Origin of the sequence: Halovulum dunhuangense (genome assembly GCF_013093415.1) — a bacterium.
Lineage (GTDB): Bacteria > Pseudomonadota > Alphaproteobacteria > Rhodobacterales > Rhodobacteraceae > Halovulum > Halovulum dunhuangense.
The window spans coordinates 491,147-506,835 of record NZ_JABFBC010000001.1; the positions used below are offsets into that span (position 1 = coordinate 491,147).

The following is a 15,689-nucleotide window of genomic DNA, read 5'->3' on the forward strand; positions in this document are numbered from 1 at the left end:
CGCCGGAGGCCTGTGCCATGAGCCTTTCCACCGCCCTGAACAACGCCCTGAGCGGGCTGAATGTCAGCACCCGCGAGGCGGAGCTGGTGGCGACCAACATCGCCAATGCACAGACCCCCGGCTACACCACCCGAACCGCCGAACTTTCGGCCGTCATCGTCGGGGACACCGGCGCCGGTGTCAGGGTGACGGGTGTTACGCTTGTCGAGAATGCGGCCGCCATCGCCGAACGGCGCAGGGCCGATGCCGCCCTCGCGCTTGGCAGCACCGAGGCCGGGGGGCTTGCCATGATCACCGATCTCATGGGCCTGCCCGGCAGCGGCACGGCGCTGGCCGACCGCGCCGCCGCATTCGAGACCGCGCTCATGGCCGCCGCGAACGATCCCGCCTCGGATCATCGCCTGGCCGAGGCGGTGGCGGACGGCGCACACTACGCCGAGGCGATCGCCGCCCTCTCGACCGAGACGCAGAGCGCGCGCCTTGCTGCCGACACCGAGATTGCGGGCCAGGTCGCGCTGGTGAACCAGAACCTCCAGTCGATCGAGATGCTCAACCGCGAGATCCAGATGCGCAGCTTCGCAGGGGGCGACGCCAGCGCTCTGGTCGACGCGCGCAAGGCGCTGATCGACGAGGTCTCGGCGATCCTGCCGATCCGCAGCGCGACCCGCCCACATGGCGCGGTCGCCCTGTTCACAGAGAATGGCGCGACGCTGATAGATGGCCAGGCGGCGACTCTGGGCTTCAGCCCCACGGCCACGATCACGCAGGACATGACGCTTGCCTCTGGTGCACTGTCCGGACTGACGCTGGACGGGCGCCCCTTTGGCATCGGCGCGAGCGATCGCAGCGGCGCGGGCGACGGCGGCTCGCTGGGTGCGCTGTTCGTGTTGCGCGATACGACCATGCCCGCGATCGCCGACCAGCTCGACAGACTGGCCGAAGATCTTGTCCAGAGGTTCCAGGCGGCCGGGCTCGACCCGTCGCGCGCGCCGGGGGACCCCGGGCTTTTCACGGATGGAGGCGCGTTCTACGATCCGGCAAACCGGTCCGGGCTTGCGGGCCGGATCGAGCTCAATGCGGCGGTTGTCCCCTCTGCGGGAGGAATGCCCAGCCGCCTGCGCGACGGTCTTGGCGCCACCGGACCCGGTGAGATCGGCGACGCGCGGCTACTTTCCGAGTTGTACAGTGCCGCGCGCGCCCCGCGTCTTGCCGATCCTGCGCTGGGCATTTCCGGCAGCCGCGGTCTGTCGGAAATGGCGGCCGGGCTGACCAGCCTCATGTCCTCCCGCCAGCAACGGGCCGAGCAGGCCATGGGCCATGCCGCCGCGCTTCATTCCACGCTGCGCGATGCGGAACTCTCGGTCTCGGGCGTGAACACCGACACCCAGATGCAGAAGCTGCTGCTGGTCGAGCAGAGTTACGCTGCCAACGCCTTTGTCCTGTCCACGATCGACGACATGATCCGCCGCCTGATGGAGATCTGAGCCATGCTGTCTGCGCCCCTTCCCGATCTGTTGTCGTCCCTGCGCCTGCAGGACCAGTCCGGTCGCCTGCGCGCCGCGCTGGATGCGGCCGGGCAGGAGCTGACCACCGGCATGCGCACCGATCTTGCCGCCCATACCGCGGGAGAGCTGTCCCCGGTCTTCGGCATCGACGCGGCGCTGAACCGGATCGAGGCGCGCCAGCGTGATCTGGGACTCGCCGGTGCGCGGGCCGGCGCGGCGCAATCCGCTCTTGGGGTGGTGCAGACCACTGCCGGGGACTACGGTATCGGCCTTCTGGGTGCCATCGACCGGGGTGACGCCGTGTCGGGGTCAGCCTATGTGGCGGAGGCGCGCGCAGCGCTCGAGACCGTGATCCAGGCGCTGAACGCGCAATTCGGCGGCCGGGCTCTCTTTTCCGGTGCCGCCCCCGACCGTGCGCCCCTCGCAGGAGCCGAGGCATTGATCGCGTCGCTTGCCCCTGCCCTTGCCACGGCCGGGACACCCGCTGCCGCGCAGGCCATGCTCGACGATTTCTTCGACAGCCCCGGTGGTGGGTTCGAGACGGCCATCTATGGGGGCGCCACGCAGGATGCGGCCGGCGTCGCGCTTTCCGACACGCGGGTCGAGCATTTTCTGCCACGGGCGGATGCGGAACCGTTGCGTGCCACGCTGAAGGCGCTGGCAGCGATCGCCACGGTCGATGTGACCGGCTTTGCCGCCGATCCCGATGCTCGCCAGGCCCATCTTTCGCAGGCGGCGGGGGCGCTGATCGCCGCGCGTGACGGCGTGACCGGGATGCGCGCAAGTCTGGGCACCTCGGAGCAGGCCATTGCCGAGGCAGCGGAACACGGCATTGCAGAGCGAGCGAGCCTGGGCCTTGCCCGAAACGCGCTTGCCGGGGTCGACCAGTTCGACGCGGCCGCGCGCTTCACCGCGCTGGAGGGCCAACTCGAGACGCTGCACCTTGTCACCAGCCGGTTGTCGCGCCTAAGCCTTGCGAGTTTCCTGAGATGATCCTGCGCTTGCTCGTGCTGCTCGCACCATTGTGTCTGTTGCCGGTCCTCGCGTCGGGAAGCGAGGCACGGATCAAGGACCTGGTAGAGTTCGACGGCGTGCGCGGCAACGACCTGGTCGGCTATGGCCTGGTGGTGGGCCTGAACGGCACCGGCGACGGGTTGCGCAACGCCCCATTTACCGAAGAAGCGCTGGTCAACCTGCTCGAGCGGCTGGGCGTGAACGTGAGTGGCGAACAACTCCGCGCACGCAACGTCGCGGCAGTGCTGGTGACCGGCGTGCTGCCGCCGTTTGCCCGCACCGGATCGCGGATCGACGTGACGATTTCCACGGTGGGCGACGCGTCGTCCCTGATGGGGGGCACGCTGGTGATGACCCCGCTCAGTGCCGCCGACGGGCAGATCTATGCGGTGGCCCAGGGTTCGGTCCTGTCCGGCGGGCTGGTGGCGCAGGGACAGGCCGCGACCCTGACCGAGGGGGTGCCCACCTCGGGCGTGATTCCCTCGGGGGCCCGGGTAGAGCGCGAGATCGACTTCGCGCTGAACGAGCTGCAGGAGATGCGGCTTGCCCTGCGCGACCCGGATTTCACCACCGCTGCCCGGATCGAGGAAGCGATCAACGCGGCGATGCCGGGTCGGCTTGCACAGATGATCGACAGCGGAACCGTGCGGCTGGACCTGAGCGTGGGCAAGGCGCCGGACGTGGCAGGGCTGATCGCGGCGATCGAGAACATCGAGGTGAGACCCGACCAGAAGGCGCGGGTGGTCGTCGACCAGCGCTCGGGCACCATCGTGCTGGGTGACGACGTGCGCATATCGCGTGTAGCGGTGACGCAGGGAAACCTGACGCTGCGGGTGCAGGAATACCCTATCGCGGTGCAGCCCAATCCCTTTTCGCCGCGCGGCGAGTCGATCGTTCTGCCCCGAACCGAGATTGAGCTTGGAGAACAGGGCGCTCCGGGTCTTGCGCTGGTCGAGGACAGCGTATCGCTTCCCGAGGTGATCGCCGGGCTGAACGCCCTGGGCGTATCCCCGCGCGAGATGATCGATATCCTCAAGGCGATAAAGGCTGCCGGCGCGCTGCATGCGGATTTCGTCGTGCAGTAGTGGCCTGGCCCGCCCATGGCTGCCAGCCCCGTGTCGGGGCGCGGGGATCGCCGGGCAGATCCGGAAGCGGTGCGCTCGGGTTTCGTGCGAGTGCCGGAACGCAGAAAGCCCGCGGCCGCGCAGGAAGCGGCGCCCTGGTCATGTGGGGTGAACTCCGCGACCACCGGGTTTGCCGGATGATAGCCCCGTGCCGCGCGGCTGCGCCCCCTGCGGCCCGAGGCTGCTGGCTGCGGCAGGAGGCGAGCGATGGCATGCTGCGTCGCGCCGCTTGGGGAATGCGTTGCTGTGACGATACCCCGGAGCAGGATTGTTCAGACTCGTCGGCCTTTGGTCGAATGAACCTGCCTTTCGGATTGCCCGGCGTCACCCCCTTCCGGGTCCTCCGGGTCCTCCGGGTCCTCCGGGTCCTCCGGGTCGTCAGTCCCAGGTTCTGCGGGTGCGGTCCTGACGCAAGGTCATTGTCCGGTGCCGGCCGGACCCATCATCCTCCTGCTTGTCTTTGTTTGGCGCTTTGCTAGGGAGAAACGTCCCTTTCCGGAAAGCCCCAGAATGCCGCGCCTGAACCCCCTTGCCGCCCTCAGGGTCGTCTTCGCGATGAACGCGCTGGGCATCGCGGTCTGGTTTCCGCGCATCCCGGACGTAAAGGCCGATCTGGGCGTCGACCTGCTGACGCTTTCGATCTGCTTCTTCATGCTGCCACTCGGAACCATGGCGGGTTTTTTCGTGGCGCCCCGCGTGCTTGCACGGCTGGGGGTGAAACGGGTCTGCAGCCTGGGCGGACCGGCCTTCATCCTGCTGTTCGTGCTGCCAGCGCTTGCCCCCTCGGCGCTGGCGCTTGGGCTTGCCCTGTTCGTGGTCGGACTGGTCGTGGCCCCGGTCGAGGTGGCGATGAACGCCAAGGCGGCCGAGATCGAGCGCGTGCGCGGCCGCCGCATCATGGCCGGTTGTCACGGCGCCTGGAGCGTCGGGTCCATGTCGGGGGCGCTGATCGGCGGTGGCGCGGCTGCGCTCGGGCTGAGCTTCCTGGCCCAGCAGATGCTTCTCGCGCCACTTTTCGCGCTGATCGCCTGGCGCGCGGCGCTGGCCCTGCCGGATGACCTGCCGGGGGATCCTGCCGCCGTCGCGGGTCGGCCCCGGTTGTCGCTGCCGCAAGGCGCGCTGCTGGCGGTCTGCGCCCTGCCGCTGGGCGCGCTGATGATCGAGGGCGCGATGATGGAATGGTCGGCGCTGTTCCTGCGCGGCGATGTGGGGTTGGGCCCCTTTGCCGCCGGTGCGGTCTTTTCCTGCTTTGCGCTGGCCATGGCCACGGGGCGCTTTCTGGGCGACGGGCTGGCCGAGCGTCTGGGCGCCGGCCGGGTGCTGGTCGGATCCGCCGCTCTGGGCACGCTGGGCATGTTCGGCTTTGCCATGGCCGGCGGGCTGGTCCCGGCGCTAGTCTGCGCGCTTGTTCTCGGGCTGGGCGTGGCCAACATCTACCCGCTGGCCATGTCGATGGCCGCGGAAGTGCCCGGCCGCGCGCCGGGGGACGCGATCGCGACCGTGGCCTTCATCGGCTTCACCAGCTTCCTGGTCGGCCCGCCGCTGATCGGCACCGTCGGCAGCCTGCTGGGCCTGCCGGTCGCGCTGGCGCTTCTGACGCCGCTCGCGCTTTATCCGTTGTTCATGGCGCGGGGGGTATTGCCCGTCCTCGCCCGGCCAAGACAGGCCTGAGCCATGGCCCGCCGCCCCGAAGCCATCGTCTTCGACATCGGCAACGTCCTGATCGAGTGGAACCCCGAGCGGGTGTTCGACGAGATCATGGGCAGCCGGGCCGCGCGCGAGGAATTGTTCGCCACCGTCGATCTGCACGGCATGAACGACCGCATCGACCGTGGCGCACCGTTCCGCGAGACGGTCCATGCCGAGGCGGCGAGGCATCCGAGGTTCCGCGCGCAGATCGAACAGTGGCATACGCGCTGGCTGGACATGGCCTCGCCCGCGATCGAGGGGTCGTGGCGGATCCTGCGCACGCTGCGCTCGCAGGGCGTGCCGGTCTTCGCGCTGTCGAATTTCGGTATCCAGACCTTTGCGCTGGCCGAGGGGGTCTATCCGATCCTGAACGAGTTCGACCGCCGCTACCTGTCGGGGCAGATGAAGGTGATCAAGCCCGATCCCCGCATCTACGAGATGGTCGAGCAGGACTGCGGCCTGTCGGGGGCGCAACTGTTCTTCACCGATGATCGCGCCGACAACATCGCCGCCGCCGATGCGCGCGGATGGCAGACCCACCGGTTCACGAACCCCGAGGCGCTGGCCGGGGCACTGCGCGCGCGGGGCTTCCCGCTCTGAGCCGAGGTTCTTGCCGCGGCGGCATCCTTCCGCTAAGGAACCGCGTCCGCCTTTCGGGGCGGAATGAAGTCTCCGCAACCTTCTAAAAAACGGAAAACGCACATGTCCCGTGGAATTCTAGCCGCCGTGGCCGCCATGGCCGCGGTGGTCGTCGCGTCCAACATCCTTGTCCAGCACCTGTTCGGCCAGTGGCTGACCTGGGGTGCGTTCACCTATCCGCTGGCCTTCCTGGTCACCGATCTGACGAACCGGCTTCACGGTCCGGCCGCCGCACGCCGCGTGGTGCTGGCCGGCTTCGCGACCGGGGTGGTCTGTTCGCTGATCGGCAGCCAGATCGAGGGCGAGTACGGCCCGCTGGTCAGCCAGCGCGTCGCCATCGCCTCGGGCACCGCCTTTCTGGTCGCCCAGTTGCTGGATGTCGGCATCTTCCAGGCACTGCGCAAGCAGGCATGGTGGAAGGCGCCGCTGGCAAGTTCCGTCCTGGGAGGCGCGGTCGATACGGCGCTGTTCTTCTCGATGGCCTTCGCCGCCAGCCTGTCGGCGCTGAACCCGGTCGAGGACGTGTCCTGGGCGGGCGAGGTTCTGCCGCTGCTGGGCATGGGCCCCGAGGCGCCGCTCTGGGTGTCGCTTGCGGTTGCCGATTACGGCGTCAAGCTGGGCATCGCGATCCTCGCTCTGATCCCTTTCCGCCTGCTGGTCCGGCGCCTGCGCCCGGTGGAAAATCTTTGACTTTCGCCCCTGCCGTGGCACCATCGACAGCAACGGCAACCAGCGAAAGGAGGTGATCCGATGTCTATGGGGATTTTCGGAACAAAGGTCGGGTTCGTGCAGGAGGTTGCGCGCTGACGGACAGCTCCGGCGGCGACGCGGCCCCCTGACAGGGGCCTTCCTGCCCGGCAATTCCGAAAAATCGCTGAAACGGGGCAGGCCGCGGCATCCGCGGCCTGTTCCATTTGCGGACCTGGATGCGCCCGACTTGGCATTCGTGCCCCGGATGCCTATGTGGTCCCACCCAAGGGCGCCATGGCCGCAGCGGCCGACGCCCGAAGTTCGGAGACATGCCATGACCATTGCAGGCCAGATTGCCTGGGACGATACCGTTCTGCCCTTCCAGCTCGACCGTGCGGACACCCGCGGTCGCGTCGCACGTCTGGACAAGACGCTGGAGCAGGTGCTGGATCAGCATGCCTATCCGGCACCGGTCGCGGCCCTTGTCGCCGAGGCGACGCTTCTGACCGCGCTGATCGGCCAGACGGTGAAGCTGCGGTGGAAACTGAGCCTTCAGATACGCGGCGACGGGCCCATCCGGCTGATCGCCACCGACTACTTCGCCCCCGCATCGGAGGGCGAGGTCGGGCGCCTGCGCGCCTATGCCAGCTATGATGCGGACCGGCTCGAGGGGCTTTCTGGCAATCCCTTTGCCGGGCTGGGCAAGGGCATGTTCGCCATCCTGATCGACCAGGGGCCGGGAACGGTCCCCTACCAGGGGATCACGCCGCTGGCGGGCGGCTCGCTCGCGTCCTGCGCCGAAACCTATTTCGCGCAGTCCGAACAGCTGCCGACACGCTTTGCCCTGGGCATGGCCGAAAGCTTCACGCCCGGCCATCCCGGCGCGTGGCGCTCGGGCGGGGTGATGATCCAGCACATGCCCAAGGCGTCGCCCTTCGCGCAGGGCGGGGCGACCGGCGAGGGCGGGCTTCTGACCGCCGACGACATCCTGACGGGTGACGAGGCCGAGGACTGGAACCGTGTGACCACGCTGCTCGAGACGGTGGAACTGACCGAGCTGGTGGGGCCTCATGTGACGCCCGACCAGCTGCTGGTGCGGCTCTTCCATGAAGAAACGCCGCGCGTGTTCGAGGCGCAGCCGGTGGCCTTCGGCTGTACCTGCTCGCAGGAAAAGGTGCAGCAGTCGCTGTCGATCTATTCCGCCAAGGACATCGCCCACATGACCACGGACCAGGGCACGGTGACTGCCGACTGCCAGTTCTGCGGCGCGCATTACGTGCTCGACCCCGAGACGCTGGGTTTCGAGGCGAAGCGCTGAGCGCGGGCTTGCGCCGGATGCGGCGCGGGCCCATCTTGCCAGCGATGACGCTGCATGACCTGACCCTTGACCGGCTTTCGCGCGCGCTGGATGCGCCACGACCGGGCGCGTCCTCGGATTACGACCTGAACCCCGAAATCCGCGCGCATCTGCCCGAGGGGCGCAGCCTGCGCCCCGCCGCGGTGCTGGTCCCGGTGGTCGAGCGTCCCGCGGGGCTTTCGGTGCTGCTGACCCGCCGCTCGGTGCGGCTGCGCCACCATCCCGGCCAGATCGCGTTTCCCGGCGGGCGGATGGACCCGGGCGATGCCAGCCGCTGGCATGCCGCCCTGCGCGAGGCCCGCGAAGAGATCGGCCTTGCCCCGGAACTGGTCGCGCCGCTGGGCCGGCTGGACCGGCACGAGACGGTGACCGCCTTCGATGTCGAGCCGCATGTCGGGCTTGTCCGCGGCGATTTCGTCGTAACCCCCTGCGAGGACGAGGTAGCCGAGGTCTTCGAGGTCCCGCTGGCCTTCGTGCTGAACCCCGCGCATTTCCAGACCCACAGCCGGATCTGGCAGGGGACGCCGCGGCAATACTGGGCGGTGCCGTACGGGCCCTACTACATTTGGGGCGCCACCGCCCGCATGCTGAAAGGCTTGTCCGAGCGGGTGCTCACGGCATGAGCGGTCCCCTTGCCGCCGAGGACTGGCTGCGCAACCCCGGCACCCAGGGCGTGCTGGCCATGCTGGAGGCGGGCGGCCACCAGGCCTATTTCGTGGGGGGCTGCGTGCGCAACGCGCTGCTGGGCTGGCCCGTGGCCGATATCGACATCGCGACCGATGCGGAACCGGCACGGGTGACGGAACTTGCGCGGGCCGCGGGCCTGCGCTGCGTGCCCACGGGGGCCGAACATGGGACGGTCACGGTGCTGAGCCATGGCCCGCACGAGGTCACCACCTTCCGCCGCGATCTGGAAACCGATGGCCGCCACGCCGTCGTGGCGTTTTCCGACAGCCTGGAGGAGGATGCGGCACGGCGGGATTTCACCATGAACGCGCTTTACGCCGACCGGCAGGGCGCGGTGCTCGACCCGATGGGCGGGGGGCTTGCCGATCTGCGGGCGCGGCGCCTGCGCTTCATCGGCGATCCCGCCGAACGGATCCGCGAGGACGGCCTGCGCGTTCTGCGTTTCTTCCGCTTCAGCGCGATCTATGCCGCGCCGGGCGCCCCGCTCGACCCCGAAGGGATGGCCGCGGTGACCGCCGCCCATGCCGCGCTGCGCCCCGTGAGCCGCGAACGGATCGGGGCAGAGATGCGCAAGCTGCTGGGGGCGGCAGATCCGGTGATCGCCCTGGAGGGCATGGCCGCAAGCGAGGTGCTGGAAGAGGCGCTGCCCGGCGCGAGGGCGGAACTGATCCGTCCGCTGGTCGAGGCCGAGCGAAAGGCGGGAAAAGCGCCGCGCTGGATCCGGCGTCTGGCGGCGCTGGGCAAGGGCGACTGGGCCGCTGCGCTGCGCCTGTCACGCGACGAGGCGCGGGCGCTCGCTGCGATCCGCGCCTGCCGTGCGGCCGATCTGCCCCCCCATGCGGCTGCGGCCGAACATGGGGGAGAGGCTGCGACCGACGCGGTTCTGATGACCGCGGCAGAAGGTGCGGAAACCCCCGCGAATTGGCAGTCCGACATCGCCCTTGGTGCGGCTGCGCAGTTCCCGCTGCGTGCCGCGGACCTCATGCCGCCGCTGGAGCCGGGGCCGCAACTGGGCGCGACCCTTGCGCGCTTGCGGCAGGCCTGGATCGACAGCCGCTTCACGCTTGACCGCGATGCGCTTCTGCAACATTGGCGTCAGGGGTGCTGATCAGCCCCGGCGGTTGTCCTGCCGCTCGGCCCAGATCTTGCGCAGGGGCACCACGACACGCACCGCACCTTCATAGATGAAGGGCAGGTAGAGCAGGCCAAAGGCAACAAGGTGAAAGAACACCAGCCACCGCCAGCCAAGGAAATCGATCAACTCGAAAAACATCGCGCGCTCCTGTCAACTTCGCGTGACACTTTAGTGCAATATCGCCCGAGGGCAATGGATTCGCCGTTCACTTCGTGGTGGGGTTGTGGCTGCCGCTCAGGGCCACTTCGCGATCGGTGGCAGGCTCATCAGCACGGCTTCGGGGTTGTGGCCGGTCTGCAGGCCGAACTGGGTGCCGCGGTCGTAAACCAGGTTGAACTCGGCGTAGCGGCCGCGCTTGACCAGTTGCCATTCGCGGTCGGCTTCGGTCCAGGGTTCCTTCAGGTGCTTTTCGGTCAGCGGCACGAAAGCGTCGATGAACGCGCGGCCCACGTCCCGGGTGAAGGCGAAATCCGCCTCCCAGTCGCCGGTGCAGTGATCGTCGTAGAAGATGCCGCCGACGCCGCGCGCCTCGTTCCAGTGGCGGATCATGAAATAGTCGTCCGCCCAGGCCTTGTAGCGCGGGTAATAGTCCGGGTCGTGGCGGTCGCAGGCGCCTTTCAGCACCTCGTGGAAGAAGGCGGTATCCTCGGCCACCTCGACCATCGGGTTCAGGTCCGAGCCGCCGCCGAACCACCAGGCGCCGGGGGTCCAGAACATGCGGGTGTTCATGTGCACCGCCGGCGTCTTGGGCGAGCGCATGTGCGCGACAAGGCTGATGCCGCTGGCCCAGAAGCGCGGATCCTCGATCAGGCCGGGGATCTCCTTGCGGGCGGAAAGGCTTCGGCTGGCCTGCGCCCCGAGCGTGCCGTAGACGGTCGAGATGTTGACGCCCACCTTCTCGAACACGCGGCCGCCGCGCATCACGGACATCACGCCGCCGCCGGCGTCTTCCTCGCCCTCGCCGGCGCGCCGGGTTTCCTTGCGCTCGAAACGGCCGGCAGGCAGGTCGGCGTAGGGGCCCCAGTCCTGTTCGTCCTCGAGCCGTTCGAAGGCGGCGCAGATCATGTCGCGCAATTCGGCGAACCAGGCGGAAGCCCGTGCCTTTCGTTCGTCGAAATCGTTCTGCGTCATTCCCTGCCTCCGGCCATTCGTCACCGGCTCACCAAACGCCGCCCGTCGGGCGGTGTCAACTCGATGCCGGCTGACAAGTCGGGGGGAATCGTGTAAGTCGCGCACCGAAGCTGATGGAGGGTGCTGAATGACGTTTGACCGGACCGCAGAACTGGTGTGACCACCGGTCCGGAGGGGCCGCGTGTCCCGCACCGTCATTCGAACTATCCTTTTCCGCGCGAGGAGCGCCCATCATGTTTCGCCGTTTCGAGAACCTTGTCGATCCCTTTGCCGAGCCGCCCGCGGGCACGCCGCCTGCGACCTTGTGGGCCTATCTGCGGACCCAGCTCGTCCCGTTCCGCCGCCACCTGATCTGGATGGCCGTGGTCGGCGCCGTCGTTGCGCTGATCGAGATGGGGCTGATCTTCTACTCGGGCCGCGTCGTGAACCTGATCACCGATGCCGAGCCCGCCGCCTTCTGGGCCGAGCACGGGCTGGAGCTGACCCTGGCCGCCCTGTTCATCCTGTTCCTGCGGCCGCTGATCATGGGGCTGAACCACCTGCTGCTGGAGCAGACGCTGGCCGGCAACATGCAGGAGCAGGTCCGCTGGCGGGCGCACCGGCATCTGCTGGGCCAGTCGGCGGGGTTCTTCCAGAACGATTTCGCCGGGCGGCTGACCAACCGGGTGATGCAGATGGGCCCGGCGGTCGAGGATTCCGTGCACATGTTCTTCGACGGGATCTGGTACGCGCTGACCTATGTCGCGGGCGCGCTGATCATCCTTTACGGCATGGACTGGCGCATCGCGCTGCCGCTGGGCCTGTGGCTGGTCGCCTATGTCGCCTACAGCCGCAACATCGCGCGGCGCGTCGGCGCTGCCTCCGAACGGTGGTCGGATGCCCGCAGCCTGGTCACCGGGCGGGTGGTGGACGCCTATACCAACATCGAGTCGGTCAAGCTGTTTGCCTCCAGCGGCCGCGAGGAGGCCTATGTCCTGTCGGCCATGCGCCGTCTGCGCCTGCGCTTCCAGCGCTTCCTGCGGCTGATGACCGAGATGACCTTCGTGCTGAACGTGATGAACGGCTTCCTCATCGTCGGTGTCACGGGGGCGGCGGTGCTGCTGTGGACGCGCGGCGCCGTCACCGTGGGCGAGGTAGCCGCGGCCGCCGCCCTGACCATCCGGCTGAACGGCATGTCGGGCTGGATCATGTGGGTGACCATCCGCCTGTTCGAACATGCCGGCGTCATCCGCGAGGGGCTGCGCTCGATCGCCCGGCCGCAGACGGTGGTGGATGTCCCCGGCGCACCGGCGCTGGCGCTGTCGCGCGGCACCATCGAGTTCCGCGACGTGCATCACCATTATGGCCGCGGCCATGGGGGGTTGTCGGGCGTCAACCTCCGGATCGCGCCGGGGCAGAAGGTGGGCCTTGTCGGGCGCTCCGGCGCGGGCAAGTCGAGCCTCGTGAACCTGCTGCTGCGGTTCCGTGACGCCGAGCAGGGGCAGATCCTGATCGACGGGCAGGATATCGCCCGCGTGACGCAGGAAAGCCTGCGCCGGCAGATCGGGATGGTCACGCAGGACAGCAGCCTGCTGCACCGCTCGGTGCGGGCGAATATCCTCTATGGCAATCCCGACGCGACCGAGGATCAGATGATCGCCGCCGCAAGGCGGGCCGAGGCGCATGACTTCATCCAGACGCTTCAGGATCGGCATGGCCGCACCGGCTATGACGCGCAGGTGGGCGAGCGGGGGGTGAAGCTGTCGGGCGGCCAGCGCCAGCGCATCGCCATCGCGCGGGTCATCCTGAAGGACGCGCCGATCCTGGTGCTGGACGAGGCGACCTCGGCGCTCGACTCGGAAGTCGAGGCGGCGATCCAGGACACGCTTTACGGCGTGATGGAGGGAAAGACCGTCATTGCCATCGCGCATCGGCTCTCTACCATTGCGCGCATGGACCGGATCGTCGTTCTGGACAATGGCCGCGTCGTAGAGGACGGCACCCATGACGCGCTGCTGGCGCGCCGCGGCATCTATGCCGGGCTCTGGGCCCGGCAGTCGGGCGGGTTCCTCGGCATGGATGCGGCCGAATGATGCGAAGCCCCTTCCGCCTGCTGACCCGCCTGATCGACCCCTTCGCCCCTGCCGAAGGCCCGCCGCCACGGCGCATCCTGCCCTTCACCCGCTGGGCCCTGCGCGGCGCGGGCCCCGCGCTGCTGCTGGCAGCCTGCGTCAGCGTGCTGGCCGGCACCTCGGAACTGGTGGCCGCGTGGTTCACCGGCTGGGCCATCGACACCGCGCTGGCGGCGGGGCCGGGGTCTTTTCCCGGTGCGCTCTGGGGGGTTCTGATCGGGGGCGTGGTGTTCTTCGCGCTGGTCCGCCCGGCGGTCTTCGCGATCGATGCCTCGATGTCATCGGTGCTGGTGCAGCCGCATCTCTTCCCGCTGGTCCTGAGCCGGATCAACCGGCATGCGCTGGGCCATTCCATGCGCTACTACGAAAACGACTTCGCCGGCCGCATCAGCCAGAAGGCGATGCAACTCTCGCGCGCGCTGACCGACGTGGTCAGCGAGTCGATCGACGTGGTCATCTACACCATGGCGATCTTTGCCGGCTCCATCGTGCTTCTGGGCGGGATCGACCCGCGCATCCTGCTGATCTTCGCGGTCTGGTTCGCGCTCTATGCCGGCTTCCTGCGGTTCTTCATCCCGATGGTGCGCAGTCGCGCCGCCGCCCGCGCCTCGGCCCGTGCCGTGGTGACGGGGCAGATCGTGGACACGTTGTCCAACATCGCCACGGTCAAGCTCTTCGCCCATGACGATGTCGAGGATCGCGCCGCGCTTGACGCGATGGAGCGGTTCCGCGCCCGCGGCGTCGATTTCGGCGTGATGTCCGCAAGCTTCCGTTTCGTGCTGATGACGCTGGGCGGGCTGCTGCCGCTCTCGACCATCACCGCGGCGCTGTATCTCTGGTCGGTCGGCATCGCCACTCCGGGGGACATCGCCATGACGGCGATGGTCTCGACCCGGCTTGCCCAGATCACCAACCGCGTCAGCATGGCCGGGGTCAGCATCTTCGCCAATATCGGCGAGATCGAGGACGGGATCGAGACGCTCGCCCAGCCGCACGAGATCACCGACCGCCCCGGCGCGGTGGCAAGTGTCGCGGGCCGCGGTGCCGTCGCCTTCGACCATGTGACCTTTGCCTATGGGGGCAAGGTCGCGGCGCTGAGGGATTTCAGCCTGAACATCGCGCCGGGCGAAAAGGTGGCGCTGGTGGGTGCATCGGGTGCTGGCAAGAGCACCGTCACCTCGCTGCTGCTGCGGCTCTACGACACCGAGAAGGGGCGGATCCTGCTCGACGGGGTGGACGTGCGCGACATGACCCAGCACGCGCTGCGCGACCGGATCTCGGTCGTCCGCCAGGAAACCACCATGTTCAACCGCTCGGCGCTGGACAACATCCGCTATGGCCGCCCCGAGGCCACCGACGAAGAGGTGTTCGAGGCCGCCCGCCGTGCCGAAGCGCATGACTTCATCCTTGCCCTGAGCGATCACAAGGGCCGCCAGGGCTATGCCGCCCGGCTGGGCGAGCGCGGGGTCAAGCTGTCGGGCGGCCAGCGCCAGCGCATCGCTCTGGCTCGCGCCATCCTCAAGGACGCGCCGGTGCTGGTGCTGGACGAGGCGACATCGGCGCTCGACAGCGAAGTGGAAGCCAGGATCCAGCACTCCCTCGATGCCGTGATGACGGGCAAGACCGTCATCGCCATCGCCCACCGGCTCAGCACGATCGCCGCGATGGACCGCATCGTGGTGATGGACGCAGGCCGGATCGTCGAACAGGGCACCCATGACGAGCTGCTCGCGCGCGGCGGGCTCTATGCCGGGTTCTGGAACCGCCAGTCGGGCGGCTTCCTGGGCCGCACCGCCGCCGAATAGCGATGGCGCAGCGTCTGGATCAGGCCATGGTGGCGCGGGGCCTCGCCGACAGCCGCGCCCGCGCGCAGGCGCTGATCGCGGCCGGCGCGGTCACGGTGGACGGGGCGGTCGTCACGAAACCCGCCGCCCGGATCGCGGAGCAGGCGATCGCCCTTGCCGCCGATCCGCTGCCCTGGGTGTCGCGGGCCGCGCTGAAGCTGGTCCATGCCCTCGACCATTTCGCCCTTTCGCCCGAAGGCGCCGTCTGCGCCGATATCGGCGCCTCCACGGGCGGCTTTACAGAGGTGCTGCTCGCGCGCGGGGCCGCGCGCGTGATTGCGGTCGATGTCGGGCATGGGCAGCTGCACCCGCGCCTTGCCGCAGATCCGCGCATCGAGAACCGCGAGGGGGTGAACGCCCGCGCCCTGGCGCCCGGCGACCTGCCGCCGCTCGATTGGGTGGTGAGCGATCTCTCCTTCATCTCAACCACCAAGGCGCTGGCCCCCGCGCTTGCGGCGGCCCGGTCCGGGGCCAGGCTTGTCACGCTGGTGAAGCCGCAATTCGAGCTTTCGCCCGGCGACATCGGCAAGGGCGGCATCGTGCGTGATCCCGCCCTTCACGCCCGCGCGGTCGAGACGGTGCTCGGCTGGGTGAAAGCGCGGGGCTGGCAGGTAACGGGCGTCACCGACAGCCCGATCGCCGGGGGCGACGGCAACCGCGAATTCCTGCTCGCCGCCCGAAAGCCGGGCTGACCGCCCGAATTCCACTTTCTTCAAATATCCCCGCCGGAGGCATCCGGCGCCGGCCACAGGCCCAGGGCCGC

14 protein-coding genes are annotated in these 15,689 nt (G+C 68.8%); 12 read left to right on the forward strand and 2 right to left on the reverse strand.

The window, feature by feature from the left end; all coding sequences use genetic code 11:
- Nucleotides 1-17: 17 nt before the first annotated feature.
- The 9 genes from flgK to HMH01_RS02420 all read left to right on the forward strand — a co-directional run bounded on the left by flgK (nt 18) and on the right by HMH01_RS02420 (nt 9,813).
- Nucleotides 18-1,484, forward strand: a complete 1,467-nt coding sequence (gene flgK, locus HMH01_RS02380; RefSeq protein ID WP_171322101.1) for a flagellar hook-associated protein FlgK — start codon at nt 18-20, stop codon at nt 1,482-1,484.
- A gap of 3 nt (nt 1,485-1,487) precedes the next feature.
- Nucleotides 1,488-2,498, forward strand: coding sequence for a flagellin N-terminal helical domain-containing protein (locus HMH01_RS02385; RefSeq protein WP_171322103.1), 1,011 nt, complete (start codon nt 1,488-1,490; stop codon nt 2,496-2,498).
- Nucleotides 2,495-3,604: a flagellar basal body P-ring protein FlgI gene (locus HMH01_RS02390; RefSeq protein WP_171322105.1), complete on the forward strand. Its 1,110-nt coding sequence runs from the start codon at nt 2,495-2,497 to the stop codon at nt 3,602-3,604. The genes HMH01_RS02385 and HMH01_RS02390 overlap by 4 nt, the downstream gene beginning before the upstream one ends.
- A 549-nt stretch (nt 3,605-4,153) precedes the next feature.
- A complete protein-coding gene (locus HMH01_RS02395; RefSeq protein WP_171322107.1) occupies nt 4,154-5,314 on the forward strand; it encodes an MFS transporter in 1,161 nt (386 codons plus the stop codon).
- 3 nt (nt 5,315-5,317) lie between these two features.
- A complete protein-coding gene (locus tag HMH01_RS02400; protein WP_171322109.1) occupies nt 5,318-5,932 on the forward strand; it encodes an HAD family hydrolase in 615 nt (204 codons plus the stop codon).
- A gap of 102 nt (nt 5,933-6,034) precedes the next feature.
- Entirely contained in the window at nt 6,035-6,661 is a 627-nt protein-coding gene (locus HMH01_RS02405; protein WP_171322111.1) for a queuosine precursor transporter, read from the forward strand.
- 334 nt (nt 6,662-6,995) lie between these two features.
- Nucleotides 6,996-7,979: an Hsp33 family molecular chaperone HslO gene (gene hslO / locus HMH01_RS02410; protein WP_171322113.1), complete on the forward strand. Its 984-nt coding sequence runs from the start codon at nt 6,996-6,998 to the stop codon at nt 7,977-7,979.
- 44 nt (nt 7,980-8,023) lie between these two features.
- The gene (locus HMH01_RS02415; protein WP_171322115.1) at nt 8,024-8,641 is read left to right on the forward strand and encodes a CoA pyrophosphatase; all 618 of its coding nucleotides are present in this window, start codon (nt 8,024-8,026) and stop codon (nt 8,639-8,641) included.
- Nucleotides 8,638-9,813: a CCA tRNA nucleotidyltransferase gene (locus HMH01_RS02420; protein WP_171322117.1), complete on the forward strand. Its 1,176-nt coding sequence runs from the start codon at nt 8,638-8,640 to the stop codon at nt 9,811-9,813. Before HMH01_RS02415 ends, HMH01_RS02420 begins: the two co-directional genes overlap by 4 nt.
- Here HMH01_RS02420 and HMH01_RS02425 read toward each other — a convergent pair whose 3' ends face one another.
- Entirely contained in the window at nt 9,814-9,978 is a 165-nt protein-coding gene (locus HMH01_RS02425; protein WP_171322119.1) for a hypothetical protein, read from the reverse strand.
- Nucleotides 9,979-10,074: 96 nt separating this feature from the next.
- Nucleotides 10,075-10,971: an oxygen-dependent coproporphyrinogen oxidase gene (hemF, locus tag HMH01_RS02430; protein ID WP_171322121.1), complete on the reverse strand. Its 897-nt coding sequence runs from the start codon at nt 10,969-10,971 to the stop codon at nt 10,075-10,077.
- Between the two features lie 233 nt (nt 10,972-11,204).
- Here hemF and HMH01_RS02435 point away from each other — a divergent pair, with 233 nt between their 5' ends.
- The 3 genes from HMH01_RS02435 to HMH01_RS02445 are packed head-to-tail and all read left to right on the forward strand — an operon-like array spanning nt 11,205 to nt 15,618.
- A complete protein-coding gene (locus tag HMH01_RS02435) occupies nt 11,205-13,043 on the forward strand; it encodes an ABC transporter ATP-binding protein (protein ID WP_171322123.1) in 1,839 nt (612 codons plus the stop codon).
- Nucleotides 13,040-14,887, forward strand: coding sequence for an ABC transporter ATP-binding protein (locus tag HMH01_RS02440; RefSeq protein ID WP_171322125.1), 1,848 nt, complete (start codon nt 13,040-13,042; stop codon nt 14,885-14,887). Before HMH01_RS02435 ends, HMH01_RS02440 begins: the two co-directional genes overlap by 4 nt.
- Before the next feature lie 2 nt (nt 14,888-14,889).
- Nucleotides 14,890-15,618, forward strand: a complete 729-nt coding sequence (locus tag HMH01_RS02445; protein WP_171322127.1) for a TlyA family RNA methyltransferase — start codon at nt 14,890-14,892, stop codon at nt 15,616-15,618.
- Nucleotides 15,619-15,689 lie beyond the last annotated feature (71 nt).